Origin of the sequence: Mitsuokella sp. oral taxon 131 str. W9106 (genome assembly GCF_000469545.1) — a bacterium.
In the GTDB taxonomy this organism is placed as follows: domain Bacteria; phylum Bacillota; class Negativicutes; order Selenomonadales; family Selenomonadaceae; genus AWVT01.
The window spans coordinates 1-26,987 of record NZ_KI273061.1; the positions used below are offsets into that span (position 1 = coordinate 1).

Annotated in this window: 26 protein-coding genes; 16 read left to right on the plus strand and 10 right to left on the minus strand. The window is 59.2% G+C overall.

What is annotated here, in order from left to right; translation table 11 throughout:
- Positions 1-101: 101 nt before the first annotated feature.
- The gene (locus HMPREF1985_RS06970) at positions 102-1,007 is read right to left on the minus strand and encodes a LysR family transcriptional regulator (protein ID WP_021771848.1); all 906 of its coding nucleotides are present in this window, start codon (positions 1,005-1,007) and stop codon (positions 102-104) included.
- A gap of 146 nt (positions 1,008-1,153) precedes the next feature.
- Here HMPREF1985_RS06970 and HMPREF1985_RS06975 point away from each other — a divergent pair, with 146 nt between their 5' ends.
- Complete coding sequence (locus HMPREF1985_RS06975) at positions 1,154-2,380, plus strand: MFS transporter (protein ID WP_040637377.1); 1,227 nt, start codon at positions 1,154-1,156, stop codon at positions 2,378-2,380.
- 151 nt (positions 2,381-2,531) lie between these two features.
- Here HMPREF1985_RS06975 and HMPREF1985_RS06980 read toward each other — a convergent pair whose 3' ends face one another.
- Entirely contained in the window at positions 2,532-3,353 is an 822-nt protein-coding gene (locus HMPREF1985_RS06980; protein ID WP_021771850.1) for a carbon-nitrogen family hydrolase, read from the minus strand.
- A 39-nt stretch (positions 3,354-3,392) separates the two neighbouring features.
- On the opposite strand from HMPREF1985_RS06980, the gene HMPREF1985_RS06985 reads away from it, so the two are divergent.
- Complete coding sequence (locus HMPREF1985_RS06985) at positions 3,393-3,596, plus strand: DUF951 domain-containing protein (RefSeq protein ID WP_021771851.1); 204 nt, start codon at positions 3,393-3,395, stop codon at positions 3,594-3,596.
- Between the two features lie 287 nt (positions 3,597-3,883).
- Complete coding sequence (locus HMPREF1985_RS06990; protein WP_021771852.1) at positions 3,884-5,146, plus strand: S-layer homology domain-containing protein; 1,263 nt, start codon at positions 3,884-3,886, stop codon at positions 5,144-5,146.
- Positions 5,147-5,180: 34 nt separating this feature from the next.
- On the opposite strand, the gene HMPREF1985_RS06995 is transcribed toward HMPREF1985_RS06990, so the two are convergent.
- Entirely contained in the window at positions 5,181-5,753 is a 573-nt protein-coding gene (locus HMPREF1985_RS06995; RefSeq protein WP_021771853.1) for a Gx transporter family protein, read from the minus strand.
- A complete protein-coding gene (locus HMPREF1985_RS07000; RefSeq protein WP_021771854.1) occupies positions 5,750-6,127 on the minus strand; it encodes a NusG domain II-containing protein in 378 nt (125 codons plus the stop codon). The genes HMPREF1985_RS06995 and HMPREF1985_RS07000 overlap by 4 nt, the downstream gene beginning before the upstream one ends.
- 96 nt (positions 6,128-6,223) lie before the next feature.
- Here HMPREF1985_RS07000 and alr point away from each other — a divergent pair, with 96 nt between their 5' ends.
- Complete coding sequence (alr, locus tag HMPREF1985_RS07005) at positions 6,224-7,333, plus strand: alanine racemase (protein ID WP_021771855.1); 1,110 nt, start codon at positions 6,224-6,226, stop codon at positions 7,331-7,333.
- A gap of 9 nt (positions 7,334-7,342) precedes the next feature.
- On the opposite strand, the gene HMPREF1985_RS07010 is transcribed toward alr, so the two are convergent.
- A complete protein-coding gene (locus tag HMPREF1985_RS07010; RefSeq protein WP_021771856.1) occupies positions 7,343-7,834 on the minus strand; it encodes a hypothetical protein in 492 nt (163 codons plus the stop codon).
- 165 nt (positions 7,835-7,999) lie between these two features.
- Here HMPREF1985_RS07010 and HMPREF1985_RS07015 point away from each other — a divergent pair, with 165 nt between their 5' ends.
- From HMPREF1985_RS07015 to HMPREF1985_RS07065, 12 genes are all read left to right on the plus strand, one after another.
- The gene (locus HMPREF1985_RS07015) at positions 8,000-8,827 is read left to right on the plus strand and encodes a MurR/RpiR family transcriptional regulator (RefSeq protein WP_051349080.1); all 828 of its coding nucleotides are present in this window, start codon (positions 8,000-8,002) and stop codon (positions 8,825-8,827) included.
- 169 nt (positions 8,828-8,996) lie between these two features.
- Entirely contained in the window at positions 8,997-10,082 is a 1,086-nt protein-coding gene (locus HMPREF1985_RS07020) for a 2-hydroxyacid dehydrogenase (protein ID WP_040637379.1), read from the plus strand.
- A 142-nt stretch (positions 10,083-10,224) separates the two neighbouring features.
- On the plus strand, positions 10,225-11,133 hold the full coding sequence (locus HMPREF1985_RS11730; protein ID WP_021771860.1) for a GntP family permease: 909 nt from the start codon (positions 10,225-10,227) through the stop codon (positions 11,131-11,133).
- 43 nt (positions 11,134-11,176) lie between these two features.
- Complete coding sequence (locus tag HMPREF1985_RS11735; protein WP_255349303.1) at positions 11,177-11,617, plus strand: GntP family permease; 441 nt, start codon at positions 11,177-11,179, stop codon at positions 11,615-11,617.
- Positions 11,618-11,637: 20 nt separating this feature from the next.
- Positions 11,638-13,143, plus strand: a complete 1,506-nt coding sequence (locus HMPREF1985_RS07030) for an FGGY-family carbohydrate kinase (RefSeq protein WP_021771862.1) — start codon at positions 11,638-11,640, stop codon at positions 13,141-13,143.
- 132 nt (positions 13,144-13,275) lie between these two features.
- Positions 13,276-14,115, plus strand: a complete 840-nt coding sequence (locus HMPREF1985_RS07035) for a class II fructose-bisphosphate aldolase (protein ID WP_021771863.1) — start codon at positions 13,276-13,278, stop codon at positions 14,113-14,115.
- A gap of 505 nt (positions 14,116-14,620) precedes the next feature.
- Entirely contained in the window at positions 14,621-14,908 is a 288-nt protein-coding gene (rpsF, locus tag HMPREF1985_RS07040) for a 30S ribosomal protein S6 (protein ID WP_040637380.1), read from the plus strand.
- Between the two features lie 71 nt (positions 14,909-14,979).
- On the plus strand, positions 14,980-15,429 hold the full coding sequence (locus tag HMPREF1985_RS07045) for a single-stranded DNA-binding protein (RefSeq protein WP_021771865.1): 450 nt from the start codon (positions 14,980-14,982) through the stop codon (positions 15,427-15,429).
- Positions 15,430-15,449: 20 nt separating this feature from the next.
- On the plus strand, positions 15,450-15,680 hold the full coding sequence (gene rpsR, locus HMPREF1985_RS07050) for a 30S ribosomal protein S18 (protein ID WP_196805360.1): 231 nt from the start codon (positions 15,450-15,452) through the stop codon (positions 15,678-15,680).
- A 251-nt stretch (positions 15,681-15,931) separates the two neighbouring features.
- Positions 15,932-16,699, plus strand: a complete 768-nt coding sequence (locus tag HMPREF1985_RS07055; RefSeq protein WP_021771868.1) for a DeoR/GlpR family DNA-binding transcription regulator — start codon at positions 15,932-15,934, stop codon at positions 16,697-16,699.
- Positions 16,696-18,711, plus strand: coding sequence for an LTA synthase family protein (locus HMPREF1985_RS07060; protein WP_021771869.1), 2,016 nt, complete (start codon positions 16,696-16,698; stop codon positions 18,709-18,711). The genes HMPREF1985_RS07055 and HMPREF1985_RS07060 overlap by 4 nt, the downstream gene beginning before the upstream one ends.
- A gap of 1 nt (position 18,712) precedes the next feature.
- The gene (locus HMPREF1985_RS07065) at positions 18,713-19,624 is read left to right on the plus strand and encodes a radical SAM protein (RefSeq protein ID WP_021771870.1); all 912 of its coding nucleotides are present in this window, start codon (positions 18,713-18,715) and stop codon (positions 19,622-19,624) included.
- 262 nt (positions 19,625-19,886) lie between these two features.
- Here the strand turns inward: HMPREF1985_RS07065 and HMPREF1985_RS07070 are convergent, their stop codons facing one another.
- From HMPREF1985_RS07070 to HMPREF1985_RS07090, 5 genes are all read right to left on the minus strand, one after another.
- Entirely contained in the window at positions 19,887-21,377 is a 1,491-nt protein-coding gene (locus tag HMPREF1985_RS07070) for an ABC transporter ATP-binding protein (RefSeq protein ID WP_021771871.1), read from the minus strand.
- Entirely contained in the window at positions 21,374-22,186 is an 813-nt protein-coding gene (locus HMPREF1985_RS07075; RefSeq protein WP_021771872.1) for an ABC transporter permease, read from the minus strand. Before HMPREF1985_RS07075 ends, HMPREF1985_RS07070 begins: the two co-directional genes overlap by 4 nt.
- Positions 22,186-23,133 (minus strand): ABC transporter permease, encoded by a 948-nt coding sequence (locus tag HMPREF1985_RS07080; protein ID WP_021771873.1) that lies wholly within the window; start codon positions 23,131-23,133, stop codon positions 22,186-22,188. The genes HMPREF1985_RS07075 and HMPREF1985_RS07080 overlap by 1 nt, the downstream gene beginning before the upstream one ends.
- Entirely contained in the window at positions 23,130-24,680 is a 1,551-nt protein-coding gene (locus tag HMPREF1985_RS07085; protein WP_021771874.1) for an ABC transporter substrate-binding protein, read from the minus strand. Before HMPREF1985_RS07085 ends, HMPREF1985_RS07080 begins: the two co-directional genes overlap by 4 nt.
- 71 nt (positions 24,681-24,751) lie before the next feature.
- A complete protein-coding gene (locus HMPREF1985_RS07090) occupies positions 24,752-26,965 on the minus strand; it encodes a TonB-dependent receptor (protein WP_081695818.1) in 2,214 nt (737 codons plus the stop codon).
- Positions 26,966-26,987: the final 22 nt, after the last annotated feature.

A 26,987-nucleotide genomic window follows, 5' to 3' on the forward strand; every position in this document is an offset into this window, starting at 1 on the left:
GGCGCAGCGACGCCTTGCGTCACTGCGCCCGCCGGGAACCCAAAAAGTTGGTTCGGCCTTGCGCGTAGCAGCTGTCATGCTGCTGCGCTTTTTCTATGCGGCTATTGCTGCTCTTCGACTTGCGCTGCCCAGTAGCCGCAGATATAGTCGACGAACGTGTGGATCGCGCGCCGCTTCGGCGCGTTTTTCTTGTAGATGAGCACGGCCGTGATCGAGAGCGGCGGGTCGAGCGGGAACGCGCATTCCGTGCGGCCCAGCTCCGCGAGCAGGCGGTGCGGCAGGAGCGCGCAGGCACGCTCTGCCGCCGCATAGCGGATCATCGCGTACGGCGTCGAGAGACGGGCGCAGACGGTGGGCGTCACGCCACCCGCGCAGAAGTAGCCGGCGACGGTGTCCTGGATGAAGTATTTGGATGGATAGGCGATGAGCGGCAGCTTGGCGAGCTCGGCGCGCGATACGGCTCCTGCGTCCGCCGCGCGGAGGTTCGGGGCGTAGCAGATGAGTTCGTCCCGCGCGAACGGCACGACCTCATAGCCCGCGAACTCCTCGCGGCGCAGGAGGTAGGCGGAGGCGAGGTCGATGTGTTCGTTCTTTAGGCTGGCGAGAAGCTCTTCTTCCTCCATGTCGTAGATGCAGAGGGTCAGTCCGTGATTTTTTTCGGAAAAGTGCGCGACGTGGCGGTTCATGAGCACATCGCCGAGCGTGCGCAGCACGCCGATGTGCAGGTCGACGGGCGCAGCGGCTTGTTCCTGCACGAGCGCCACAGTTTCCGCGAGATGCCCTAGGATCTCCGCTGCCCGCTCGGCGAAGAGAACGCCTGCGGGCGTCAGGTGGCTGCTCTTTCGCGTGCGCTCGATGAGGCGCGCGCCGACCGTCTCTTCGAGTTTCTGGATCTGCGCGCTGAGTGTCGACTGCGCGATGTTCGCCGTCTGTGCCGCCTGCGTGAAATTCCCCGTGCGTGCATACGCGACGAGATACGTGAGCTGCTGGATGCTTGGCAGTTCCATGCGAATCCTTTCTGTTATCGAAAAAAGCGATAAGTCATATTATAATTATCCATTATACAAAGTAGATGGAAATGGTTATAATCTTGCCTGTCGTTACAACTGGAATATTAGATTTATTTATGGAAAAGGGAAGGTATCATCATTTTATGGCAACGAAAGAACCGTTATGGACACGGGACTTTATCCTGGACACACTGGTCAATTTTCTCATCTACATCGTTTACTACATGCTCGTCGTCATCATTGCGTCGGAGGCCATTCACAGCCTGAACGCATCGCTAAGCGAAGCGGGCCTTGCCGCCGGCATCTTTATCCTCGGCACGCTGCTCGCGCGTCTCACGGCAGGCCGCTCGATCGAGCTTTTCGGCCGCAAGAAGATGCTCTATGCAGGGCTCGTTTTTTACCTCGTTACGACGGTCCTCTATCTTTTCGTGAATAGCCTCTCCGTCATGTACGTTGTCCGCTTTTTGAACGGCATCGGCTACGGCGTCACCTCGACGGCGACGAGCACGATCATCGCGGGCTGCATCCCGCTTTCGCGCAAGGGCGAGGGCATCAACTACTACGCGCTGAGCATGAGCCTTGCCGCTGCGATCGGCCCGCTCATCGGCATGGCGATGCAGCAGGTCGTTTCATTCCATTATATCATAGGCTTCAATGTCGCGGTACTCATCATCTGCTGTGTCTCTTCCGTCATTCTCCACGTCGAGGAAGTTCAGCTCACGGCGGAACATCTCGCAGAAATCAAGAAGTTCACCATCGACAACTTCATCGAGCCGCGCGTCTATGGCATTTCGCTCGTCGCGTTCTTCGTTGGGGTCTGTTACTCGGGCGTCCTCGGCTTCCTCGCAACGTACAGCCAGGAGCTCAACCTCCTTGCGGCAGGCACGCTCTTCTTCGCCGTCTACGCGGGCGTCGTCACGCTCGCACGTCCGGTCGCAGGCGTTCTCTTTGATCGCCGCGGCGAGGATTTCGTCACGTATCCGACGTTCGTCTGCCTTGCGATCGGTCTTTTGATCCTCTCCGTCACGACGCAGAGCTGGCAGCTCCTGCTTGCAGGCGTATTCGTCGGTCTTGGCTACGGGACATTCATGTCCAATGGGCAGGCGATCTGCGTCAAGCTCACGCCGCCGCACCGCATCGGCGTCGCCGTCTCGACGTACTTCGTCGCACTCGACCTCGGACTCGGCGTCGGCCCGTATCTGCTCGGCTTCGCAAAGCCGAGCTTCGGATTCACCGGCATCTACTTCAGCACGGGAATCGCGGCGCTTCTCTGCGGCGTGCTGTACTACCTGATCTACGTTCGCCCACGCGACCGCAAGGCGGCGCTTGCAGCGGCGCAGGGCGAGGGCGGCAGCCATCGCCTCAGGTAAAGCGCGGGGCGTGCCGTGCGCTTTACCGTTTGCTTCACCAGGGCTTGCCTGGAAGCATTGCATTTAACCGGAACCGTTTCGATGGAACCACAGGCCTGGCGGATTTGCCGTCAGGCCTGTTTTTCGGTAAAATGAACGATAGGCGCGGATTTTACGATTCCTTGCGCAAAGGCGTGCAGGATACCGGCGGCTTTTGGTAGAGCGCTTCGCGCCAGTCGTCGAAGATGTCGAGCTTTTCCTTGACGCTGCGGCGGCGCGCGAGCGGCAGATCGGCCGTGACGATCGCTTCCGTGCCTGCCGCCTCGCCGAGCGATTCGCCCCACGGATCCAGGAGCACGGAGTGCCCGCCGAGCGTCCTGTCTTTGCTTGCCGCATTGCAGGCGCAGACGAAAATCTGATTTTCGATCGCGCGGGCGCGCAGGAGCACGCGCCAGTGCGGGAGGCGCACCTTCGGCCATGCGGCGGGAAGGAAGAGGACTTCGGCTCCTGCGCGCGCAAGCGCGGAGAAGAGGGCGGGGAAGCGCAGATCGTAGCAGATGGCGACGGCGCATGACACGCCGTCGAGCGCGAACGTCACGAGCCGATCGCCTGCCGTAAAATCGTGGTCTTCGCCGCTCGGCGTGAAGAGGTGGCACTTGTCGTAGGATGCGATGATCGCGCCGCTTCGGTCTGCGATATAGCAGGTATTGTAGGCCTTGCCGCCTTCTAGGCGAGCGACTGAGCCGCCGACGACGTTCACGCCGAAGCGGCTGGAGAGCGCGGCAAGCACGCGCCTGGCACGCGCTCCGCTAGGGTCGGCATGCGCTTTGATCGGGCGCGGGTAGAAGCCCGTCGTCCAAAGTTCGGGCAGCACGAGCACGTCGGGATGCTCGCTTTTATTGCGCATGGCATCTTCGGCGAGGCGCAGGAGCGTCGCGGTATTTTCCGCTTCGCGCGCGAGGCCCACGTTCATTTGCAGCAGGGAAACGCGCATAGGATCACCTCATTATATTGTGCAGGAAGGAGGAATGGCATGGAAAAGATTCCGTACAGGATCGGAGACGTCGTCCGCATGAAAAAGCCGCACCCATGCGGAGCGAACGAGTGGGAACTCCTGCGCACGGGCATGGATTTTCGCTTGAAATGCCTCGGCTGCGGGCATCTCGTGATGCTGCCGCGTCCGAAGTTCGAGAAGATGGTGCGCGCTGTCGTGCGGCGAGCGGATGGACAAGAATAGTATAGCATAAGGAGAGGGGCGCTGCCCCTCCTTTTTTGCGTGGATCATTCTTGGGGGGGACTCAAAAAAAACTTTGCACTTAATTAATTGCCAGTGCAAACTATTTAAGCAAAACATCATGCAAAGATAACATCCCTGTAATTGTAATTGACCTAGTCAACTGTTATACTAAAGGTGTCCTGAGGGAAAGGAGCCAAGAAAAGGCAGAGGAAACATGGATACTCGCCACGGCGGCTCCCATTCGAGGGAATCAAAAACATTTTGGTTTTGAATGGAGGAGATTTACCATGAAAAAGACTCTTGTATCCGCACTCACGGCAGCACTTGCAGTAGGAGCAGCGTCCACGGCGTTTGCGGCGTCGAACCCGTTCTCGGATGTGCCGCAGGGACACTGGGCATACGATGCGGTATCCCAGCTCGCGGCAGACGGCGTCATCGAGGGCTACGGCGACGGCACATACCAAGGCGATAAGACGATCACGCGTTACGAGATGGCGCAGATGGTCGCAAAGGCGATGGCGAAGGAAAGCAGCGCATCGGCGGCTGACAAGGCACTGATCGACAAGCTCGCTGCCGAGTATGCCGACGAGCTCAATAATCTCGGCGTGCGCGTTTCGAACCTCGAACGCAATGCCGACATGGTCAAGTGGAACGGCGAGATGCGCTACACCTATGCGAAGCAGAAGGCAGACGGCCAGGACAACACGAGCAATGAGTTCAAGTTCCGCCTTGAGCCGTCCGCAGAGGTCAACAGCCATTGGCACGTCAGGTCGCGTCTCGATGCGACGACCAATGCGTCGGAAGACGGCGAGTCGAACGTCTCGCTGAAGCGCCTCTACGCGGACGGTGACTATAGCAACTGGAACATCAAGCTCGGCAAGCTCCCTGAGCAGATCGACGGCAATCTCTTTGATACGCAGCTTTCGGGCGGTGCAATCGCAGTCGGCAACGATCTCAAGTTCACGGTCGAGGGCGGGCGCATGAACCTCGGCAGGAACAACTTGACGAATGATCTCGTCAACGAGGCGAGCAACACCGACCATAAGGCGGACGCGTTCGCAGCTGGGCTTCAGTACACGAAGGACAAGTTCTCCATGGGAGCAGGCTATCACTATCTCTCAAGCGATGCGTTCAAGGTGGCAAGGGACTACAATACGAACGGTGAAACAGAGAGCAAGGCGACCATTTGGACGGGCAATATGAAGTATCGCTTTGACAAGAACGTCGCGCTCGGCGGAAGCTACGCGCGCAATACGGCAGCGGATCACTACGACAAAGCGGGCACCGTTGAGCTCGATTATAAAGGCGCGGAGCCTGCAAACCGCGGCACGTGGGGCGCATACGCTGCTTACCGTTACCTCGGGGATTATGCGGCGATCGCACCGACCTATATGAACGGCGATCTCTCCGGCGCAAGGGGCTGGGAATTCGGCACGAATTACACGGTCGCGAAGAACACCGTTTTGAATCTCAAGTATTTCAAGGGCAAGGCGCTTCAAGATAGCAGCAACGCATCCGAAGTGTTCGGTCGCGTGCAGTTCTTCTTCTGAGCTAAGCAGACCTTCATAAGGAGGGGCATCGCATTTATGCGATGCCCTTTTGCTTTGCCCGATCCCCTGCTCCCATGGGCAAGAGGGCATGTGGCAGGCGAGCCAAGATGCGCGAGGCGCAGACGGCGAGGAGAAGCCCGGTCAAAATGCCGCATGGTCCCAAGATGGGGAGGTAGGAAAAGAGGGCTGGCGTGCTTGCGGCGGCTGCGCCGACGGCGAGCTGGGCGGCGTTGTGGAGGAAGCCGCCCGCCGCGCTGATGGCGAAGAGGGAAAAGGCACGTGTTTTTTTGAGCGCAAGCATGCCGAGGAGGCTCACGGTGCCGCCTGCGAGGCTGTAGAGGAAGACGGTCGGCCCGCCGCCGAAGAAGGAGGCGAGCGCAATGCGCGTGAGGACGATGAGCGCAGCCGTTCGCGCTGGCATCGTCAGGATGGCGATGAGCGTCACGAGGTTTGCGATGCCGAGCTTTGCCCCCGGTGCGAGAAACGGGAGCGGGATCAGCCCCTCGAGCAGGAAGAGAGAGAGGGAGAGTGCGACGAGAAGTGCAGCGCGTACGAGCCGCCGCGTCGCGCTTTCCCTTTGCATGCGGTTTTTGCCGATGGTGTTCATGGTGCTTTGACCTCGATGAGGAGCTTGTGCGGGACGCAGGCGATGACGTCGCCCGCGTTTCGTGCCTTGCCGGTCTTGACGCAGATTTTATCGGGGCAGTCCGCCTCCGTGACGGAGATCGTCTCGTCCTCGACGCGGATGGTGTTCGTGCCGTCTGGCGTCTCAATGGGGATTTCTTCCACGCCGTGATGCCCGGCGAGTGGAATGCGGCGCACTTCTTTCCCGGCGACGGTGACGACGGCGTAGGTGCTTGCGGGCGCCTTGCCTAGGAAGAGGAGCGGCGTAAAGGAGAGGAGGAGCAAGATAGCGATGAGGAAGCCATCGTTTCGCTTCCATTTCATGGTCTTCATGGTGGTGTTCATGGTTGTCTTCATGGTCGCGCAGTTTTCCTTGCGAAGATGGGAGGAGCGGAGTAAAATAGTAGAATCGTAGCAGAATAAATCGGTGATTCTCTAGGGGGAGCGTTTCTTATGCCAAATCGCGCGGCTTGGGCGGAGATCGACCTCGGCGCCCTGCGCCATAATTACGAAGCAATCCGGGCACATATCAAGGGCGGGACGCGGCTCTGCGCCGTCGTCAAGGCAGATGCCTACGGGCACGGGGCAATCCCTGCGGCACGCGTCGCCGTTGCGGCAGGCGCCTCGTATCTCGCCGTCGCGACGCTCGGCGAGGCGGCAGAGCTGCGCCGTGCGGGATTTACCGTGCCGATCCTTCTCTTGGGACTCGTGCTGCAAGAGAGCGCGCGGGACATCGTCGATATGGCGGTCACGCAGGTCGTCTGCGAGCTGCCGCTTGCCGAGGCGTTGTCGCGCGAAGCGGTGCGGCAGGGCAGGACGGTGAAGGTGCATCTGGGCGTCGAGACGGGCATGGGGCGCATCGGCGTCCGCCCGGAGGAGGCAGGCGCACTCGCCGCTGCCATCGCGAAGCTGCCGAATGTCGAGATCGAGGGCGTGTTCTCGCATTTCGCGACGGCGGACGCGAAGGACAAGACATTTGCGAAGGAGCAGCTCGCCCGCTTTTGCGCCGCGCTCGATGCCGTCGAAGCGGCAGGCGTCCATCCTGCCATCCGCCATATCGCGGAGTCGGCGGCGATCCTCGAAATGCCCGAAGCGCATTTCGATATGGTGCGCGCGGGCATCATCCAGTACGGGCTTTGGCCGAGCGGGGAGGTCACGCATCCGGTCGACCTTCGTCCCGTCATGAAGCTTTGTGCGAAGGTCGTCTTCGTCAAGACGGTTGAAGCGGGCGAGAGCATCGGCTACGGACGCGCGTTCAAAGCGAAGCGCAGGAGCCGCATTGCGACACTTCCCATCGGCTACGCCGACGGCTATATCCGCGCCTACGGCAGAGCGGGCGCCGTATCGTTCGATGGGAAGCGCGCGCCGATCACGGGCCGCATCTGCATGGATCAGGTGATGGTCGATGTGACCGATCTCCCAGAGGTAAAGGAGGAAAGCACGGCCGTCCTCTTCGGCGGTGCGGGCATCTCGGCAGACGAGGCGGCATCGTGGCTCGGTACGATCAACTACGAGGTGACGTGCCTCGTCTCGCCGCGCGTGCCGCGCAGCTACATCGGCTGACGCAGAGCTTCAGCTGCGCCCCTTGCTGAGCTCGCGCTGCCAGTAGGCGAGATCGGCTTCATTGAGCGGCAGGTCGATGGTCTGCCCATTATCGTAGTAGAAGCGGAACCGGACGGTTTCCGCTTTTTTGATGGCGGGCAGGCTCGATCGCGGAAGCTCGACGAAGAGCTTGTTCTCGTTCTTGTACCGGTTGCCTGGAGCATCGCCGGGCGGCGGCGATTGGCGCGTGGCTGCTTTCATTTCCCATGCGTCGCCGTCTGTGTAGAGCACGGCCTGCGGCTCCATTTTCGCGCCGTCAAAGCGGTAGTCCCAGAGGGAGAGGACGGCTCCTTCCAGTTTTCCGGCGCTCGTGTAGGAGCTTTGGAAGTCGATGCGCGCGTAGGCGGAGAGGCTGTCCGCCGTGCGGTGATCGACGCGCCATGTGTACGATATGCCGAAAATGCCGATGAGGATGCAGAGAAAACCGAATGTGATGATGATGCGTTTGAGCATGGTAGGCATGAAGCGATCCTCCTGTCCAGGTTGATTCTTTCATTATACCATGGTTTCGCGCCCCTTGCATTTTCTGCCGAATGTGAGAAAATAGCGATATAGGGAATGATGCTATATCGCACCCACTTAGGGCGCAGGAAAGTAGGGATTGCCGTGGAGGATCGTGTACTATCCTTGATTCGCGTGAAATACAATACGTTTTCCTCTTCGCAGAAGGAGGTTGCAGACTATGTCCTGAACCATGCAGAGGACGTGATGATGCACACGCTGAGCGAGATTGCTGAGGCCTGCCATGTGAGCGAGACGACGGTCCTGCGTTTCCTGCACAAGATCCATTTCAAGTCGTACCAACTGTTTCGCATCAGCCTGACGCGCGATCTTTCCAAGGAGCATAACCATACGATTTCCGAGGATGTCAAGGCGGGTGATACGGAAGGGCAGATCATGCAGAAGATCATCACGGCTACGATGGCCTCCCTGAAGGACAGTCTCGCCGTCATTGATGCGGACAGCCTGCACGGCTTCGTGGATCGCATCCTGGGCGCACAGCGCGTCCTCATCATCGGTGTCGGGGCATCGGCGGCGGTTGCCTTGGACCTTTTCCATAAGCTCATCAAGCTCGGCGTTTCTGCGGTGCAGGAAAATGACCCGCACCTCATCAACATCCTGGCCTCGAATCTGACCGAAAAGGATTTTCTCATTGTGGTGTCGCATTCGGGCGAGAGCCGCGAGGTGCTCGACGGCACGCACCTCGCGCGGGAGAACCACTGTGCGGTCGGGGCGATTACCAGCTACTCGAAATCGACGCTTTCCCATGCGTCCGACTATGTGCTCTGCAGCTCGTCGCTTGAAACGCGCTATCGATCTGACGCGATGACCTCGCGCATCATCCAACTCGTTATCGTGGACATTCTCTACGTCTCGATTGTTACGCGGCTCGGGAAATCCATCTTCCCCCAGATATATAAAACGCGAATGGCCGTGGCCAAGAACAAAACCTGAAAAACGAGGAAACGCCCTGCACGGACTGCCATGCGGGGCGTTTTCCTATGCGCAAAAGATTTCAATTGACATTTTTGTAAAGGTTGCTATACTATATAACAGTAGCAAAATTACTGTTATATAATATAGCATAGTAGTTTAATTGCAACTATATAAGGAGGATGACATCATGAAGGCGATCTTACTGGGCGACGCGATGATCCACGGCAAGGGGTTTGAGGGCGCATGGAAGAAGCACATGGCAAGGTACGGCTCAGACATCTGCGTGGGCGAGTGGGAAAGTGACTGGGACAAGCTGCAGTATCGGCGGTTGGAAGTCGAAAAGCGCGGTCCCGAGATTGAGACGGTCGACGAGCTCATCCAAAAGGAAGGCAAGGATGCGGACGTGCTCATGGGGCTTTTCGTCCCCGTGTCGAGCAAGGTCATGGACGCGATGCCGAACCTTCGCATCGTCGGGGTGTCGCGCGCTGGTCTGGAGAATGTCAATGTCGAGGAAGCGACGAAGCGTGGCATTTTAGTATTTCATGTCAAGGGGCGCAACGCGCACGCTGTTTCGGACTTTGCCATCGGCATGATGCTCGCGGAGTGCCGCAATATCGCACGCGCGTTTCACGCCATCAAGACGGGAACGTGGCGCAAGACGTTCGTCAACAGCGACTACGTCCCGGAGCTCGGCGGCAAGATGATTGGCATCGTGGGCTATGGATTCATCGGACACTTGGTCGCAAAGAAGCTCTTTGGCTTCGAGGTGGATGTGCAGGTCTATGATCCGTACACGCCTGCCGAGGAAATCGAGAAGAACGGCTGCCGCAAGGTGGAGCTCGATGCGCTGATGAAGACGAGTGACTTCGTCACGATACATGCTCGCCTGACCGAGGCAAATCGGAAGATGATTGGCGCACACGAGATTGGGCTTATGAAGCCGACGGCGTACTTCATCAACACGGGGCGCGCGGGACTCATTGACCAAGATGCGCTCATTGCGGCACTCCGTGACAAGAAAATCATGGGTGCGGCGCTCGACGTGTTCACGACGGAGCCAATCGAAGAAACGAGCGAGTATCTGAAGCTTGACAACGTGACCCTTACGACGCATATTGCCGGCACGACGGCAGACGCGCTCCACAACTCGCCGTATCTTTTGGCGCAGGATGTCGCGACGTTCCTCCATGGCGGCAAGGCGCGCTTTATCGTCAACCCCGAAGTTATCGAGCAGCCTGCGTTCAAGGCATGGCTGGAGAAGGCAAGAGGATAACAATGGAAACGCATGCGGAATATATGGAATCGGCAAAAGTCAAAGGAGATGCATTGGAAAAGGGAAAGGAGAATGATTTTTACAGATGTATTCTGCATTATGGGTTATGTGACATAGAGGAAAAGGCAAGGAGGGAATTGCCATGAGCCTGGGTATCTTGCTTGCGATATTCATGGTCGCTCTTTTGTTTGTTCTCGTTTCTATCATTCGGTTCAAGCTGCACCCGTTTCTTGCGCTTTTGGTTGGCGGCCTCCTCATGGGCATCCTCGCAGGAATGCCGCTCAATAAGACGGCGGCGATGATGGCGGCGGGCTTTGGCGGTACGATGCAGGGGATCGGCATCATCATTATTCTCGGGGTCGCGCTCGGCACGCTGCTTCACGTATCGGGCTGCACGAGCCAGATTGCGGCGCTTTTGCTGCGTGCGACGGGGACGCAGAACGCACCGACGGCAATTGCACTGACGGGCTATATTGTTTCGATTCCCGTGTTCTTTGACGCGGCTTTTGTCATTTTAGTCAATCTCGTCAAGACGCTCTCGCGGCAGGGCAGGATCCCGTTTGCGACGCTGGTGACGGCGCTCGCGGTCGGCCTTATCACGACACACGCGATGGTCATCCCGACGCCGGGACCGATCGCCGTCGCGGCGACGATGGGGGTCAATATTGGCTGGTTCCTGCTCTACGCGATTATCGTGAGCTTGCCCGCCGTCATGGTCGGCGGCGTGCTCTATGGGAAGTATCTTGGGACGCAGGATGCGTACCGGGAGGATTTCGCAAACGCATTTGAAGAGGAGATGGAAGGGGGCGAAGCACCGGTTGGTGCTACGGTGGAGGCAAGGAATCTGCCTTCTGGAAGCCTCGGCATATTCCTCATCTTCTTCCCGATTTTCATTATCTTGCTCGGCACGGTCGCGGGCATGGTTTTTGAGAAGGGAACGGCCGCATATATTTTCTTCAACTTCATCGGCGACAAGAACATCGCGCTTCTTTTGGGCCTTTTCATGGCATTCTTCTGCCTGCGCCCCTATCTGCAGGCAGCCCTTCCATGACTTAGTCAACGAAGCCTGCACGCAGTCGGGGATTATCCTTGCGATCACGGGCGCGGGCGGCGCCTTTGGCAAGATCATTAATGAGACGGGGATCGGCAAGCAGCTTGTCGAGGGCATGACGGGACTGACGGATGGCACGGGCGTCGCGATTTTGATTGCCTGTTTTGTTATCAGTCAGGTGCTCCGTGCCGCACAGGGCTCTACAACGGTTGCACTCGTTACGACCTCTGCGATATTTGCTCCTGTGCTCGCGAGCCTGTCCGGTGTGTCGGCGATCCTCGCCTCGCTTGCCATCTGCGCAGGCGGCATTGGGCTTTCGCTGCCGAATGATTCGGGGTTCTGGGTGATCAACCGTTTTGGCAAGTTTGACGTGCCGGGTACGATGCGCGTCTGGACGGTCGGTGGAACGATTTCCGGCGTGACGGCGCTCGTCGTCATTTTGATCCTCAGTATGTTCACGAACAGCCTGCCTGGGCTGCTGTAAGCAAAGCAGGAGAGAAGAAAATGGAACCTATCGTTACGATTGATATTGGGACAATGAGCATGCGAGCGATTCTCTACGACATGGAGGGGAAATCGCTGTTCATCTCGACGTATGAGTACCATGCAACCTATCTGCCGCGTGGCTATGTGGAACAGGAGACGGAGGATTGGCAGAAGGGACTCCTGCACACCTTGCAGGAAATGGGGGCGTTTCTAAAGGAAAAAGGGATTCATCCAGCGGCCATTTCTGTGACCTCGCAGCGCGCGTCGGTCATTCCCGTTGACCGCGCGGGCAATCCGCTTTACCGTGCGATCACATGGCAGGACAAGCGAAGCGAGCTCATCAGCAATGATCTTGCGGAGGATATGTCCATGCAGGTCATCTATCGCAAGACGGGACTCCGAGCGAATCCGTATTTCTCCCTGCCCAAAATGATGTGGGTGAAAAGCGAGATGCCGGATGTGTATGCCAAAACGTATAAGTTCCTCGGCGTTCAGGACTACGTCATTTACCTCCTGACGGGCGAGTTCAAGACGGATTGGTCGCAGGCCGCGCGCACGATGCTCATGAATATCAAGACGTTCAAATGGAGCACGGATATGCTCGCAGGCTCGAAGATCGACGGGGACCTGCTTCCCGAACTGCAGCCGCCTGGCTCGATCGCAGGAAGTCTCCACGCGGATGTTGCGTCGAGGACGGGGATGCCGGAGAATATCCCCGTCATCATGGCGGGCGGCGACCAGCAGAATGCGGCGCTTGCGCTCCATATTCTGAAGCCGGGCTACGCGGAGGCGAATACGGGGACGGGCTCGTTCGTCATTGCCTTTTCGGGAAAGCCCGTCTTCGACCGCAAGTGCCGTGTGCTCTGCAGCGCGTCGGCGATGCCCGGCAAGTGGATTGTCGAGGCGGGGATATTCAATACGGGTGCGATCTATCGCTGGTACAAGGAACAGTTCTACCAAGGCAAGCAGGCGACGTATGAGAAGCTTAACGAGGAGGCGGCAAACTCGGCGGTCGGAGCGAATGGTGTCCTCCTGATGCCGCACTTCGAGGGCAGTGCCGCTCCGTTCTGGAATCCGCGTGCCAAAGGGATGTTCTTCAACCTCTCGCTTGGCACGACGCGCGGCGATATGGCGCGCTCCATCTTCGAGGGAATCGCGCTTGAGATTGCAGAGAATATCGCGCTCATTGAGTCGATCTCGGGCGAGATTGAAGAGATCAGCGTGGCGGGCGGGATGACGCGGGCGAAGCTCTTTAATCAGATTCAGTCGGACGTCTGCTACAAGCCTGTCGTGCAGTACCGAAACAGCGAGGCAACTTCGCTCGGGGCGGCGATGTCGGCTGGCGTGACGCTTGGTATCTTTGACAGCTATACAGAGGCATTTCGCAAGCTTGTCGGGGAGGAGGGTTCCGTCTGCAAGCCAAACGCAGAAAATCATATTGCGTATCGGCGGATTCAGGAGCGACGCGAGTATCTTTATGACACGCTCGATAAGGCGGAAGTTTATCCGAAATTTGTAAAATGAAATGCTGCGGCACTGGCAATCAGGGGGAATCAGGAGGAAATGCAATCTACGGGCTTGAGGATTTTGCTGCATGTTTGAAAGATGTTCCCAGGCAGTGACAGGCAGTGATATAAGGAAGGGTCGTGACCGAACATGATGACGAATCTGAAGACGATACTCATACCCGCTTACGAGAAAAAGTATGCGGTCGGCTCGTTTAACTCGTACAATTATGAGACGTTCCGGGGAAGTATTGAGGCTGGGGTGGAGACGGGAACGCCAATCATTGCTGCCTTTGGTGCGAAATATTTGGCGAATATGTCCTTGGAGACGGCCAGTGCGCTCGTCCATTCGCTCGCTGAGCCGCTGGACATTCCGATATGCCTCCATCTGGATCATAGTAAAGATATGGAGGTCATCTTCCGCGCAATTCAAGCGGGATTTGGCTCGGTCATGTACGATGGCTCGGCACTCCCCTTCGAGGAAAATCTTGCCAATACGCGTGCGGTCTGCCGCGTTGCGCACGCCTGCGGCGTGTCGGTAGAGGCGGAACTCGGAAGTCTCGCGGCAGGCAGGGAGTCGCATGAGGGTGAGGCAACTGACGTAGAGAAGTATACCGATCCGAAGGCGGCAAAGAAGTTCGTCAGCGCAACGGACGTCGATGCGCTCGCCGTTTCTATTGGGACCGTGCACGGGCTTTATAAGGGAAAGCCCAATATCCGCGTCGATATTCTGAAGGAAATCGATCAGGCACTCGGCATTCCGCTCGTCTTGCATGGCGGCTCGGGGACGCCTAAGGAGGATATCCTGCAGTGCATTGCAAACGGCATTGCGAAAATCAACGTCAATACGGAAATCTCAAGCGACGCGGTTGCGCGGAGCGCTGCGCTGCTCGCAAAGGAGAAACCGCATTTTTCAGTGCTGTCGCTCCATCAAGTCGATTTTGTCAAGGAGACGGTCAAGAAATACATCGCATTTTTCCGCAGCCATTGACGGGAATTTTCGCAAAGAGAGCAGCCCATCCGTGTTGGAGGGTGGAGGGCTGCTCTCTTTGCTGTAGTTTCCCGTATGGTCTGTAGGTTTGTCAATCCTATGTTGCACTGAGCCAAATGCTTTTTCAAACATTCGTTTGGTGAATCCCAGCCCAGTGGACGCATCGGGAATGCATTGCAGATTCGATTGCGCCGAGCCAGCCGCTTCCTGAATTCCGCAAAGGAATCGAACTTGTGGCTCGCATCAAACGCCTCGTTGTCCTTTCGGTGCGAGCGGTAGGCGCGTACGGGAGCTTGCCGTTGTGCCGCGGCGTGCAGGGGTGTATCTTTTCATGATTATTTTGTCACACATGTATTGTAACCCTACAAACTCCTGTTTTGACCGTGCTTCGATTTTCTTGCATGCCGCTTTTTTTCGTGGTATACTGACGTAGTCGCCTTATGGCGAAGGATTGACTCTGCCCTTTCTGCGGGAAGGGCCAAAGACCAAAGAGGGAGGTGATTTCGTGAGGAAGTACGAAGTCATATTTATCGTGAAGCCGCTTGAGGAAGAGGCCACGAACGCCGTCATTGAGAAGTTCTCGAAGCTGATTGCGGCAAACGGCGGCACGATCGACAAGGAAGACCGCTGGGGCAAGAAGCGTCTTGCCTATGAGATCAAGGACTGCACGGAGGGCTATTACTGCCTGTTCAACGTGACGTGCGAGCCGGCATGCGTTGCCGAGTGCGACCGCGTCATGAAGATCACGGACGAGCTCTTGAAGCACATGATCGTCCGCGAAGACGAAACGTGAGGGAAGCCATTCCCTAAAACCGAAAATGAAAGGAACGAGAAGCACACCCTTAGGGTGTCAGGGAGGATGCCATGAACAAGGTCATCTTGGTGGGGCGCCTGACGCGCGACCCAGAGGTACGCTATACCCAGTCCGGGACGGCTGTCGCCACGTTTACGCTTGCCGTCGACCGCCGCTTTGCAAAGCGCGATGCGAATGACGGACGCCCGACGGCGGATTTCATCCCCATCGTCGCATGGCGCAAGCTGGCAGAGATCTGTGGCAACAATTTGGTCAAAGGCCGCCGCATCGGCGTCGAGGGCAGCATGCAGGTGCGTTCCTATGACGCACAGGACGGCTCGAAGCGCTATGTGACGGAAGTCATCGCCGACGACATCGAGTTCCTCGACTCGAAGAACGCCGCGCATGAGGGCGGCTATACCGCTCCCGCTCCGTCGAGTTCGGGCGGAGCCGCACCTGCAGCAAAGCCTGCGGGCGGCGGTTTTGGACCAACCATCGCGGATGAGGAAATCCCGTTCTAAGCAAGGAGGGAACTATCTTGATGAGACGTGACAGAAGCAGAAGACCGCGCAGAAAGGTCTGCTCGTTCTGCGTGGACAAGGTCGAAGCGATCGACTACAAGGACGTGGCAAAGCTGCGCCGCTTCATTACGGAGCGCGGCAAGATCCTGCCGCGCCGTATTTCGGGCAACTGCGCCAAGCATCAGCGTCAGGTGACGCTCGCAATCAAGCGCGCCCGCAATATCGCACTCCTGCCCTTTACGGCGGAGTAAGGAATCAAACCATTCGGGGCTGCGGCAAAATGCTTTCGCATTTTGTCCACAGCCCCTTTTTTTATGCTGTTTCGGATTTCTTTGGATACGATTTTGGTGCGGATGATTTTGGTGCGGATCATGAAATATTTTCTTTTGTTACACCTTGAAAAAAATTCATTCATTTAGTACAATAATTATACAACAATAGGAAACGATTGATCCGTTTCCGTGTTGTATCCCATAAGTCTCGTTTGATTAGGAGGACGGAAATGTTTTTGGAAGAACGGCAGGACATCATCCTGTCCATGCTCGCGCGCGACGGCAAGGTCAAAGTACGCGAGCTCAGCGAGAAGTTCAAGGTAACGGAAGACTGCATTCGCAAGGATCTCGGCGCACTGGAAAAGAAGGGCAAGCTCAAGCGCACCTACGGCGGCGCGGTTCGCCTGCGCGAGAACCGCCACATGGTCGAGGTCAGCAAGCATCGCCATACGGACATCGAGGCGAAGCAGCACATCGCGCGTGCGGCGACCAAGCTCATCCACGAGAAAGACATGGTATTTCTCGACATCTCGACGAGCAACCTTGCGATTGCGGAGCTGCTCGTGACCATGGATTTCGACGTCACGGTCGTCACGAACATGATCGATATCCTCGTCGTGCTCTCGCGCAACCCGAAGATCCACGTCGTCTTTGCGGGCGGCAAGATCAACAAGAGCCGCGACGGCTTCTGGGGCGGCATGACGCTCGACTTCATCTCGAAGCTCAAGCCCGACATCGCATTCGTCGGCGCGGTCGGGGTCGACGTCAAGGAGAACAGCGTCTCGACGTACGACATCGACGACGGCATCAACAAGGCGGCGATCATCCGCCACAGCAAAAAGGCGTACGTCGTTGCCGAGGCGCGCAAGCTCAGCTCGGACGGCAACTACAACTATACGACGCTTGACACGCTCTCCGGCCTCATCACGGACTCTGAGCCTCCGGCGGACATCCGCGCGGCGGCGGACTCCTACGGCGTGGAGATCCTTGTCCCATGATCCACCGCCTTTCATGGGCGAATTGGGGACATTTCTATAGGGCATTTCTAAAGGGACTGAAGGTATGCGTCTTTTACCTCGCAGTCCTTTCCCTTTTCCGCCTCTTCTTTATCGCGTGGCTGCATGCGTACATGGCGCCCGGCACGGGCACTGCGGACGTCATCGCGGCGCTCCTTCGTGGCACGAGACTCAGCATGCAGACGGCAGGCGCGCTCGCCGTCTGTTCCTTCCTGCCGTACCTCGTGCTCGCGGCGCACGCGCAGATGGCGCGGCGCGTCTTTCTCGCGATAAACGGCGTGCTGCTCGCCGTGCTTTCCGTGCTCTACGTCGCGAGCTTTCCGTTCTACCGCCAGTTCCACGCGAATTTCAATCAGATGCTCTTCACGGGCGCGCATGACGATATCGGTGCGCTCTTTTGGACGATGGTGTCCGAGCACGCGCTGCCCGTGCGGCTCGCGGGCGCGCTCTTGCTCGCCTGCATGCTGTGGCGCGTTCTGCGCGCACTCTTTGATTGGAACTTCTTCGAGTGCGTCTTTTCGGCGCGCAGCTTTTCGGCACCTGTCCGCTTTCTTGGCCGGATGGCGTTTCTCGTGCTGCTCTGCCTCGCGGGGCTCCTCGCCGTATTCGGCGGAAGCCTCGGCTGGGAAACTGCGGTAAATTGGGAAAACGCGGGCGTGACGCGCGACGCGTTCCTCAATGAGGCCATTCTTGACAACGCGCAGGCGATTTACCGTGCCCGTGAACTCAACCGCCGCATGCTTGCCTGCAATGGGCTCGATTTTACGGCGGACGACATCCGGCTGCTCGCTGCACGGCTCGCGCACCGAGAGCCGACGAGCGACGATCTCGACGACTATCTCATGCGTACGGCGGAGGGCGCACGGCTCGAAAAACCGCGCCACGTCATCGTCGTGCTCTCGGAGAGCCTTGCGAACTGGCCGCTGCTCGACAAGTACAAAAACATTCCGATAGCGAGCGGCCTTCGCTCGCTCATCGCGGAAGAGGACACCGACTACTGCCCGACCTTCCTGCCGAATGGCGCGAGCACCGTATCCGCTGTCACAGGCGTCGTGACGGGCTTCGCCGATGCGAATCTCTACCTCACGACGATGCCCGAGGCGTTTGCCGCGCCGTATCCGACGGCTTCTGCGCCGCAGATGGAGCGGCTCGGCTACGAGACCAATTTTTGGTATGCAGGACCGGCGACGTGGGAGCGCATCGGCGCATTCACGCAGGCACAGGGCTTTGCGCACTTCTACAGCCGCGGCGACTTCGGCGACGTGCCGGGAAGCGTTTGGGGCTGCGAGGACGAAGTGCTCTACGAAAAGGTGCTCGCGGGGCTGACGGACGAGCCGAGCTTCAACGTTGTCCTGAATGCCTCGAACCATTCGCCCTATGACCTCGACCTTCAGGCAAAGGGATTTGACGCAGCGGCCGTGCGCGCCGCGCTTCCCGCTGAGGCGCAGAAAGACGACTGGCTCGTGAAAGAGCTCGGCCACTACTGGTACGCCGACCGCGAGCTTACGAAATTCGTTCATGCCGTGCGCGAAAAAGATCCGACGGCGCTCCTCGTCATCGTCGGCGACCACGGCGACCGCTACAACATCGACAAGACGCCGCTCCTGTACGAGCGCTACGGCATCCCGTTCATCGTGACGGGCGCGGGCATTCGAAAAGGCGTGCTCTCTGCTGAAAGCGCGGGCAGCCAGATCGACATCCTGCCGACGCTTTTCGAACTCATCGCGCCGAAGGGCTTCGCCTATAGCGCGATCGGCACGAGCCTTACCCAAAACACGCAGGGGGTCAACTACGGCTTTTGGATCACGCGCCATGCGATCGGCAAGGCGGACACCGCGCCGCTCGTGCCCGAAAGCCTTACAGGCGGTGAGCCGCCTGCTATCGACGATGCCGCGCTGCAGGACTACATGGATGCCGTGCGGAGCATCTCGTGGTGGCGGGCGAAGTACGGGAATATCCTGGACGACCGAATCTTAGAAGAAAAGGGGCGCTGACATGCTGAGCCTTACGGCGTGCAACCTGTGCCCGCGCCTCTGCGGCATTGACCGGCGTGCTGCGCGCGGCTGCTGCGGCGCAGGAGAGCGGGCGCGCGTCGCACTCGTCTCGCTCCACAAGTGGGAAGAGCCTTGCCTCATCGGCGCGGACGGGAAAGGCGCGGGCACGGTCTTTTTCTCGCACTGCAACCTGCGCTGCTGCTACTGCCAGAACCACGAGATCTCGCACGGCGGCAAGGGCGAGACCGTCACGGACGAACGCCTTGCCGAAATTTTCTTGGAGCAGCAGGAGCGCGGCGCGGCCACGCTCGACCTCGTGACGCCCACGCACTACGCCGTGCAGATCCTCCATGCGCTCGCCATCGCAAAGGCAATGGGATTTTCTCTGCCCGTCGTCTACAATACGAGCGGATACGAGCGCACGGAGACTCTCGAAGCGCTCGCTGGGCACGTCGCTATATACCTTCCTGACCTCAAGTACGGGGATGAAAAAAGCGCCCGCGCCTACTCGCGGGCGGCGGACTACTTCAAGGTGGCAAGCCGCGCGATTTGCCGCATGGTCGAGCAGGTCGGCGCCGTCGCATTCTCTGCGGACGGACAGCTCCTGCGCGGCGTCCTCGTGCGTCACCTCGTGCTGCCCGGACACCGCCACGAGAGCATGAAGCTCCTCGATTGGCTCTATCACACGTTCGGCGATGCGGTTCAAATTGCCCTCATGAACCAGTACACCCCGCTCTACAAGGCAGGCGCGCATAAGGAAATCAACCGCCGCCTCACGACCTTCGAGTACGAGAGCGTCGTCCGCCATGCGCAGGATCTCGGCATCACGCGCTGCTATGTGCAGGAAGGCCGCACCGCCGACGCGAAATTCGTCCCCGTCTTCGATGGGCGCGGAGTGCGCAAAAACAAATAAAGGAAAAGCTCTCGCGTTTTGCGGGAGCTTTTCTGTCATACCTGTGTCGAGGATCATAAATCCGCCCGTGCTATTGAGCCGTGGCGCAACGCGGCCGAAGATGTTCCACTCGATGCCTTGGCTGCGGGCTAGGCCGTCCATCCCATAGTGCAGCATACGCTGAGGCACTGAGTGCCGTGAGGGCGGTGATGATCGCTGCGGTCAACTGCTTTTCCCCATGGGTGCCATTTCCTTCCTTGATTTCCCTTGCAGGCGTGCGTGCTCATAGCACGCGTCCTGCCTCCAGCAAATGAATCGTGTCGGCAAAGTCACGGAGCAATGCGTGCTCATGTGAGATGAGGAGCATGCCAAGTCCTCGCTCGGTGCGCAGGCGCAGGAATAGATCCAGGATCTGCGCCTGCAGGGAAATGTCGAGCATGGTCGTCGGCTCGTCTAGGAGCAGGATGCGCGGCTTTGTGAGGAGTGCCCGCGCAATTGCCGCGCGCTGAAGCTCTCCTCCTGAGAGCTCGTGCGGATAGCGCGCGAGGATGTGCTCCGTCAGCTCTGCTGCCGAAAGCGCGTCTATGACCTGCTCCCTTTTCGTTCGCCCCGCGCGCAGTAAAATGGGATGGACGGCAAAGACCTCGGCAAGGCTCATCCCGATGCTGCGGCGCGGATCAAACGCCTGTTCCGGGTTCTGTGCGACAAGCTGCACGTCTCTGTGAAAGGCGGGGGCATCGGCACGCGGAAGCGCGGCGATATCACGGCCATTCCAGCGCACGGTGCCGTCATCGGTGGGCAGGAGTCCGAGCAGGATCCGTACGAGCGTGCTCTTTCCTGCGCCGCTTTGCCCTTCGAGCCCAACCGCACGTCCTGTGTCGACCGTCAGGCTGCAGTCCGTGAGCACGCGCATCTGCGCGCCGCTCCTACGGTCGCGCATGTATTTTGTCACGCCCTCTGCTGCAAGGACAGCGTGATCTTTTGGCGGCACGGGATCCACTCGGCGTACCTCCCGCTTGGCGGTGTGGGCGGATTCTTCCACTTGGGCATTCACCGCTTCATCTGCCCGCCCTTGTGTGACGATCTGCCCCGCCTGCAGGACGACGACGCGGTCCGCCAAACGCCGCGCAAGCGGGAGGTCGTGCGTGATGAGGAGAAAGGAGCCGCCTGCGCGTGCGGCGAGGCAGGACAGCTCCTCTGCGACCATCTGCCATACGGCTGGATCGAGCCCTTTCGTCGGTTCATCGGCAAGGATCCATGACGGTTCGCCCGCATCCGCCATCGCACAGAGCACGCGCTGCAGCATGCCACCAGACAGTTCGTGGGGATAGGCGTGCAGGATGCGCTGCGGATCGTCGAACCCGAACCGTTCGAGAAGGGATATATATGCTGCCGCATCCCATGGCGGGCGCCCTGCACCGCGCCGCACGTCCGCTAATTGCCGCCCGATCCGATGCACGGGGCTGAGTGCGGCGCGCGGCAACTGCGGCACGATGCCCCACTGTTTGCCCCAGTACTGCGTACGCAGGATCGCTTGCGGGCAGGCAAGCACATCCATGCCCGCAAATCGGATGCTGCCGCTCGCCTGTGCGCCTGCAGGCAGTGCGCCGTAGAGTGCCTGTCCGAGCGTTGACTTCCCGCTGCCGCTCTCCCCGATGATCGCCGTGACTTCGCCCGCGGGAAAGGTCGCGCTCACGCCGTTGAGCGCCCGCACTCCGTTCGGGTAGCAGACCGTGAGATCGTGCACGGCAAATCCGTTTTCCTGTGCCGTCATCCGCGTACCTCCTGCCGAACGTCGAGACGCCGATGCAGCATCTGTCCGACTAAGTTGAGCGAGCTCACGAGCAGGATGATCGCCGCTCCTGGGACGATGATGAGATGCGGCGCCTGCCGATAGTAGAGCATGGCATCGCTGATCATCGTGCTCCAGTCTGGCGTCGGCGGCTGGACGCCGAGTCCGAGGAAGCTGAGTCCTGCGACTGCAAGCACGCCGCGTCCGAGCCGCAGCGTGCCGAGCACGAGGAGGGTTCCGCCGAGTGCGGGCAGAAGATGGAAGAGGATGATGCGCCCATCACTGCAGCCGAGGACGCGAAGCTGCTCGACGTACGGCTCTGCTGCGCGCTGCATCACCTCTGCGCGCACGATGCGCGAAAAACCTGCCCACGAACCCGCCACGAGTGCGAGCAGGAGCCCCGTGACGCCGGGACCGACGAATCCCGCCACTGCTACCATGAAACTGATGCCCGGAATTCCTTGAAAGATATTGGTCAGCGTTGTGAGTGCGGCATCCGTCCGGCCGCCGAAATAGCCTGCAAGCATCCCTACGAGCGTACCAATGCCGAGCGCGAGCAGCGTCGAGACGAGGGAGAGAAGGAGCGCACTGCGCCCGCCGTAGAGCATGCGGCTGAGCAGGTCGCGTCCGAGTGCGTCCGTTCCGAGGAGGTGCGCCATGGAGGGGGGCTGCAGACGGATCGCCATATTTGGTTCGAACGGATTCATCGGGGCGAGCTGCGGGGCGAAGATCCCCGACAGCACGATTCCCGCCAGCACGAGGAGAGCGGCATAGCCCGTCATTCGATCCATCAGCGCTCACCTCCTAGGGCAATGCGCGGATCCATGCGTGCCAGCACGAGATCCACTGCGAGCGTCACCAAAACGTAGATGCCGCCCAAGAAGAGCACGTAACCCTGCAGCAGCGGATAGTCCCGATAGTGAATCGCCTCGAGCGCAAGCGATCCGATTCCCGGAAGGGCAAAGACCGTTTCTACAATGATCGCTCCGCCGAGCACTGCCGCTGCGAAATTGCCGAGCATGGCCGTCACGGGCACGAGCGCGTTGGGCAGCGCATAGGAGAGGAGCACGCGCGTTTCGGAAAGCCCGCGCAGGCGTGCCGTCTGGGCATAGAGCGAGGAAAGCGCCTCGCGCAGATGCGCATCGAGGAGCTGTGCTGTCATCGCGAGTGTCACAAGGGCGAGCGCGAGTGAGGGCAGGAGATAGCCCGCCGCTGACTCCACCCCGTTGGTCGGCAGGACATGCAGCCAGACGCCAAAGACGAGGATGAGAAGGATCGCCGTCAGGAAGGACGGCACTGCGAGCATGACCTGTGCCATCCCGCGAAGCAGCATCGCTGCCGTCCCGCGAAGCCGCACCATCAAGAGACCGAGACCGATGCCGCCAGCCATCGCCCAAAGGAGCGCCGCTCCCGCAAGGGCCGCCGTCACGGGCAGGCGATCCAAAAGAGCGGTAAAGACCGGAATTCCCAAATGGTAGGACATTCCGCCGTCACCATGCAGGAGACGCCAAAGCCAAAGCCCATACTGCACGTAGGGCGGTGCATCGAGTCCGAGATAGCTGCGCAGCGCGGCGACCTCCGCATCGGACGGCATCCCCGTCCCTGCGCCCTCGAGCAGGATCTCCGCTGGATCGCCCGGCGAGAGCTGGGCAAGGATAAAGGCGAGCAGGCTGATGCCGAAGAGCACGGGCAGCGCACCGAGAAGCCGCCATGCAATGTATCGCTGCCATGCATTCATCGCCAATTTACCTCCCGCAGGGACACGCCATAGCGCAGGGCACGATAGCCCGTCAGGCGCGCCTTGTTATAGACTGCAATGGTTTCATCGTAGTAGAGCGGAACCAGCGGCTGCTCTGCCACGCTGATCGCTTGGATCCGATCAAACATCGCGCGTCGCTTTCCCTCATCGGGCTCGGTGTTCAACGCTGCCAGCAGAGTATCGATCTCGGGGTTGTCATAGCCGAGGGATAGAGCCTTGTTACGCGTTCCGTTTGGCGAGAAAAAACCGTTGAACACGTATAGGGGATCGCCGCTCGGCAGTCCCTGCTGCGAGCGCGCCATATCATAGTCCCCGCGCCGCATTACCGCCGTCATCATGGGCGACTCAAGTGCCTCAATGCGCACATCGAGTCCGAGATCCGCGAGCCAGTAGGCGATCAGCTCCGCCTCGCCCTTGGCGATCGGATCCGCGCCGTTCACGCAGTAGACGACCTTTTGCCGCCTATCGCCGAGCACTTCGTGCGCGAGCCGCTTTGCTTCCGTGGCATCCTGTTCTATAGGAAACGCCTTGTAAAAAGGGCTTGCTATGCTCAAGAGGTTCATTGTCGGTGTCGCGTAGCCGAGATAGAGCGCGTCCACGAGCAGGCGGCGGTTGATCAGGAGACTCACCGCGCGGCGCATCCGCACATCGTCAAATGGATGGCGCGTCCCATTCATCGCGAGATAACGCACCATGATGGAGCGGCTCGTCGAGACGGCGAACCGTTCATCCTGCGCCAGCTCGTCGGCGAGCACGGGCGGCATCGCATTGAGATCCAAGACGCCCATGATCTCCTCCGCCTTGAGCGCAGCGAAGCGTACCTCTGGACTCGGGATGCTGCGCACCATGATGCGGCGCGCGCGCGCCTTCTCGCCGTAGTAGTTTTCATTGCGTTCGAGGAGGACATAGCGGTCCTTCACGTTCTCCACGATGCGAAATGGACCCGTCCCGACCGCAACGCCTGAGAAATTGCCGTCATCCGCAAGACAGGAGGGGGCATAGACCGGGCTGCCGAAATTCATCATATTATAGAGTTGGTTGATGTTCGGTTGGGAGAACGTCATGCGCACCGTCAGCTCATCGAGTGCCTCCACGTGCACGAGATTTGGATAGTAAGTCTTGCGGCTGCGCGCATAGAATGCCGTACTGCGCGGCTCTTTTGCCATCCAGTCCAAATTCGTGACGACAGCCTGCGCCGTAAGGGGCGTGCCGTCGTGGAAGCGGACTCCCGCGCGCAGGTGAAACACCCAGACGCGTCCTCCCTCCAGCATCTCCCATGAGGTCGCGAGGCATGGCGCGGGCTCGCCCGTCTCCTCGTCCGCCGTGATGAGCGGTTCCCAGACATCGAGGATCCTGCTGCAGTAGTAGCCGTCATTTTCGCCTGGCGCAAGCTGGCGGTAGGCGGCGAGCACGATGGTATCCCCGTCTGTCGCAGCATGCTCGGATTCCCCCTGCTCTGCCCTTTGCCCGCAGCCTGCGACGGCGGTCAGGAGTATGAGCAGGAACAGGGCACGCAAAAATCGCATAGGACATCCATCCCCCTTTTGGAGCGACAAAAAGGGCAGGAAAAACGTCTGCCCTCCCTGCTTTTCTTCCTTTAGAGATCCATTGACATCGTGAGCGCGAGCGTGCGCGGCGTCGAGAGAATGAGATTGTTGTTGTCGCGCGAGACCATCCAGTAGTCCTTGTTTAGTGCGTTGTACAGGGTTAAGCCGAACGTTGTTGGCACAGTGCCCAGCTTCGTCTTATACGTCATACCGAGATCGAGCACCGTAAACGAAGGAGCTTTGAACCTTTCGTTCAGTATATAGGCACTGCCCGCATAGGAAATGCGACCGAAGGCACTGAACCGATCATCCGCTGCATACTGTGCCGTCAAGGAGCCATGCCAGCGCGGCTGGCCATCCTTTGCCACACCGTCGAGTACGCCGCCCTTCGTCTTTTCATTTGTTGCATTCATATAGGTCAGCCCCGCCGCAAGTGTCCATTTCGACGCGATCTTCCCCGCCATGCCGAATTCTGCCCCACGGTGACGGTCCTTCCCATCCTGCCGCAGGTAGTTGTTCACGGCTATGTTATTTGCCTGTGTGATGTCAAAGAGTGCGAGCGAGTAGAGAACGCCCTTGTTCGCATACTTGACGCCGATCTCGTTTTGTTTCGTCTTCGCAGGCGGCAGGATCTCGCCGCTATTCACATACGAACTGCCAACCACCGAACCGACATTAAAGTACTCTGCATGGCTGACATAGACCGCTGTATCCTTTGTCGGATGATAGGCCAGCGCAAGCGTCGGGGTCGTCGCACTGGACGAAACGCTCGAGGTTATATGCCCCGCCCGATTGTAGCTGTCCACGTCGGCAGTGTGGTGATGCACCCCGACCATCAGATTCCACTTGTCCAAATCAACCGAATCAACAAAGGAAATGCCCTTGATCGTCGTCTTGCTCTTCGTCCCCGCCACGTAGTCCGTCGGCGGCATCTGCGCCTGATGAAGGATCCCCGTGTAGATATTCCCCGTCCCAAGGCTCGTGGTGGAAAAGCCGAACACACCGCCGAGATTCCGCCATGCGCGGTCTGCCGCAAGCGTCAGCGTATGCTCTGCCCTGCCCGTCCTTGCCTTGCCGCTCACGCCCGCCTGCAGGTAACTCGCACGCTGCGGTGTTCCCGTCGTCTGGGATTTCAGCGCGAAATCCCCTGCGTCGTTTAGGATCGTCACGGCGCTGTACTCAGGCATGACATTCTTGTTCAGCTTGTTCTTGAGATAGCCTGCGTTGACAAACCAGTTCCAATCCTTCGAGAATTTCTGCTCGTGGTTGAGGATCATCATCCAGCCATAGGATTCCTTGTCCATGCCGTCAAACGCGTAGCTGCGCGATGCCTTTGGCACAGACGGGAAGCGGGTCACCCCAGTGCCGAGCTTGAACCAGCGCACGCCGCCGACGACCTCGTTCTGACGATAGCCCGTAAAGAAGTTTGTCTTGCTTTTTGCATCGCTGTGGTCGAGGTTGATATAGATGCTCGACGCCTTTACCTTCTGCCCATCGACTGCGGTCTCGCCGTCCACCTTCTCTGCCATGAGCCGTGCGCCCCAATCCTTGTCCCTGCCAAAGCGGCGGGAGAGGTCGAGATAGGCGCCGCCCATGCTCTGCCCGCCGTGGGTGAGCGTGAAACGTGTTAGGTCACGATAGCCCGCGCGCTTCGTCGTAAGGTTCACAAGACCGCCCGCCGCCGAGGACTCGTACTGCGTCCCAGTGCCCGATAGGCCGCTGTTCGGTCCCGAAACCACGTCCGCCTTCCCGATGACATACATCGGCGCGTTGAACTGCGTGAACATCCCCGGCACGCCATTGACATACAGGCTGGTTCCATTCGCGCGAAAGCCCCGATGCTGGAAATCGTTGTGCAGGATGCTGCCCGTTGCACGAATCGACGGTGAGATGCGGAGCACACTGTCGAGTGGTTGCGTTGGGTCGCCGAAGGCTTGGATCGCCTTCTGCGTCATGTTCGTCGTCGTAAACGGGACATCCATGGCGTCCTTCTCACCGAGGAAGCCGAACGTCCCGTGCCGTGTGACAAAGCCGTCATGTTCCGTGCGGCGCGCTGTCACGACCGTCTCTTGAAGTTCGTGGGCGTTGCTGTCCGCGGCTTTTTCTGCTGGCTGGTCCTCCTGCGCCGCCGGCGTTTCTGCCGCCGCAGGTTCCCCTGCTGCGGCCGGGACGGCGGCATCGCTCTCCTGCGCTGCGGCCGGGTACGTCCACGCCGCGCCGAGCGTCACCAGCGCGGCCACGAAAGCCAAATTTCGTTTTGTCATTTCCATGTCCCCCTAGATCCTT

Coding starts and splice junctions, on each gene's coding strand:
- HMPREF1985_RS07080 (WP_021771873.1), bottom strand. CDS start 23,133: ATGAATGCATGGCAGCGATACATTGCATGGCGGCTTCTCGGTGCGCTG.
- HMPREF1985_RS07055 (WP_021771868.1), top strand. CDS start 15,932: ATGTTTTTGGAAGAACGGCAGGACATCATCCTGTCCATGCTCGCGCGC.
- HMPREF1985_RS07060 (WP_021771869.1), top strand. CDS start 16,696: ATGATCCACCGCCTTTCATGGGCGAATTGGGGACATTTCTATAGGGCA.
- HMPREF1985_RS06995 (WP_021771853.1), bottom strand. CDS start 5,753: ATGAACACCATCGGCAAAAACCGCATGCAAAGGGAAAGCGCGACGCGG.
- HMPREF1985_RS07090 (WP_081695818.1), bottom strand. CDS start 26,965: ATGACAAAACGAAATTTGGCTTTCGTGGCCGCGCTGGTGACGCTCGGC.
- HMPREF1985_RS07075 (WP_021771872.1), bottom strand. CDS start 22,186: ATGGATCGAATGACGGGCTATGCCGCTCTCCTCGTGCTGGCGGGAATC.
- HMPREF1985_RS07000 (WP_021771854.1), bottom strand. CDS start 6,127: ATGAAGACAACCATGAACACCACCATGAAGACCATGAAATGGAAGCGA.
- HMPREF1985_RS06985 (WP_021771851.1), top strand. CDS start 3,393: ATGGAAAAGATTCCGTACAGGATCGGAGACGTCGTCCGCATGAAAAAG.
- HMPREF1985_RS07045 (WP_021771865.1), top strand. CDS start 14,980: ATGAACAAGGTCATCTTGGTGGGGCGCCTGACGCGCGACCCAGAGGTA.
- HMPREF1985_RS07085 (WP_021771874.1), bottom strand. CDS start 24,680: ATGCGATTTTTGCGTGCCCTGTTCCTGCTCATACTCCTGACCGCCGTC.
- alr (WP_021771855.1), top strand. CDS start 6,224: ATGCCAAATCGCGCGGCTTGGGCGGAGATCGACCTCGGCGCCCTGCGC.
- HMPREF1985_RS06980 (WP_021771850.1), bottom strand. CDS start 3,353: ATGCGCGTTTCCCTGCTGCAAATGAACGTGGGCCTCGCGCGCGAAGCG.
- HMPREF1985_RS06990 (WP_021771852.1), top strand. CDS start 3,884: ATGAAAAAGACTCTTGTATCCGCACTCACGGCAGCACTTGCAGTAGGA.
- rpsR (WP_196805360.1), top strand. CDS start 15,450: ATGAGACGTGACAGAAGCAGAAGACCGCGCAGAAAGGTCTGCTCGTTC.
- HMPREF1985_RS06970 (WP_021771848.1), bottom strand. CDS start 1,007: ATGGAACTGCCAAGCATCCAGCAGCTCACGTATCTCGTCGCGTATGCA.
- HMPREF1985_RS07020 (WP_040637379.1), top strand. CDS start 8,997: ATGAAGGCGATCTTACTGGGCGACGCGATGATCCACGGCAAGGGGTTT.
- HMPREF1985_RS07010 (WP_021771856.1), bottom strand. CDS start 7,834: ATGCCTACCATGCTCAAACGCATCATCATCACATTCGGTTTTCTCTGC.
- HMPREF1985_RS11730 (WP_021771860.1), top strand. CDS start 10,225: ATGAGCCTGGGTATCTTGCTTGCGATATTCATGGTCGCTCTTTTGTTT.
- HMPREF1985_RS06975 (WP_040637377.1), top strand. CDS start 1,154: ATGGCAACGAAAGAACCGTTATGGACACGGGACTTTATCCTGGACACA.
- HMPREF1985_RS07035 (WP_021771863.1), top strand. CDS start 13,276: ATGATGACGAATCTGAAGACGATACTCATACCCGCTTACGAGAAAAAG.
- HMPREF1985_RS07065 (WP_021771870.1), top strand. CDS start 18,713: ATGCTGAGCCTTACGGCGTGCAACCTGTGCCCGCGCCTCTGCGGCATT.
- HMPREF1985_RS07030 (WP_021771862.1), top strand. CDS start 11,638: ATGGAACCTATCGTTACGATTGATATTGGGACAATGAGCATGCGAGCG.
- HMPREF1985_RS07070 (WP_021771871.1), bottom strand. CDS start 21,377: ATGACGGCACAGGAAAACGGATTTGCCGTGCACGATCTCACGGTCTGC.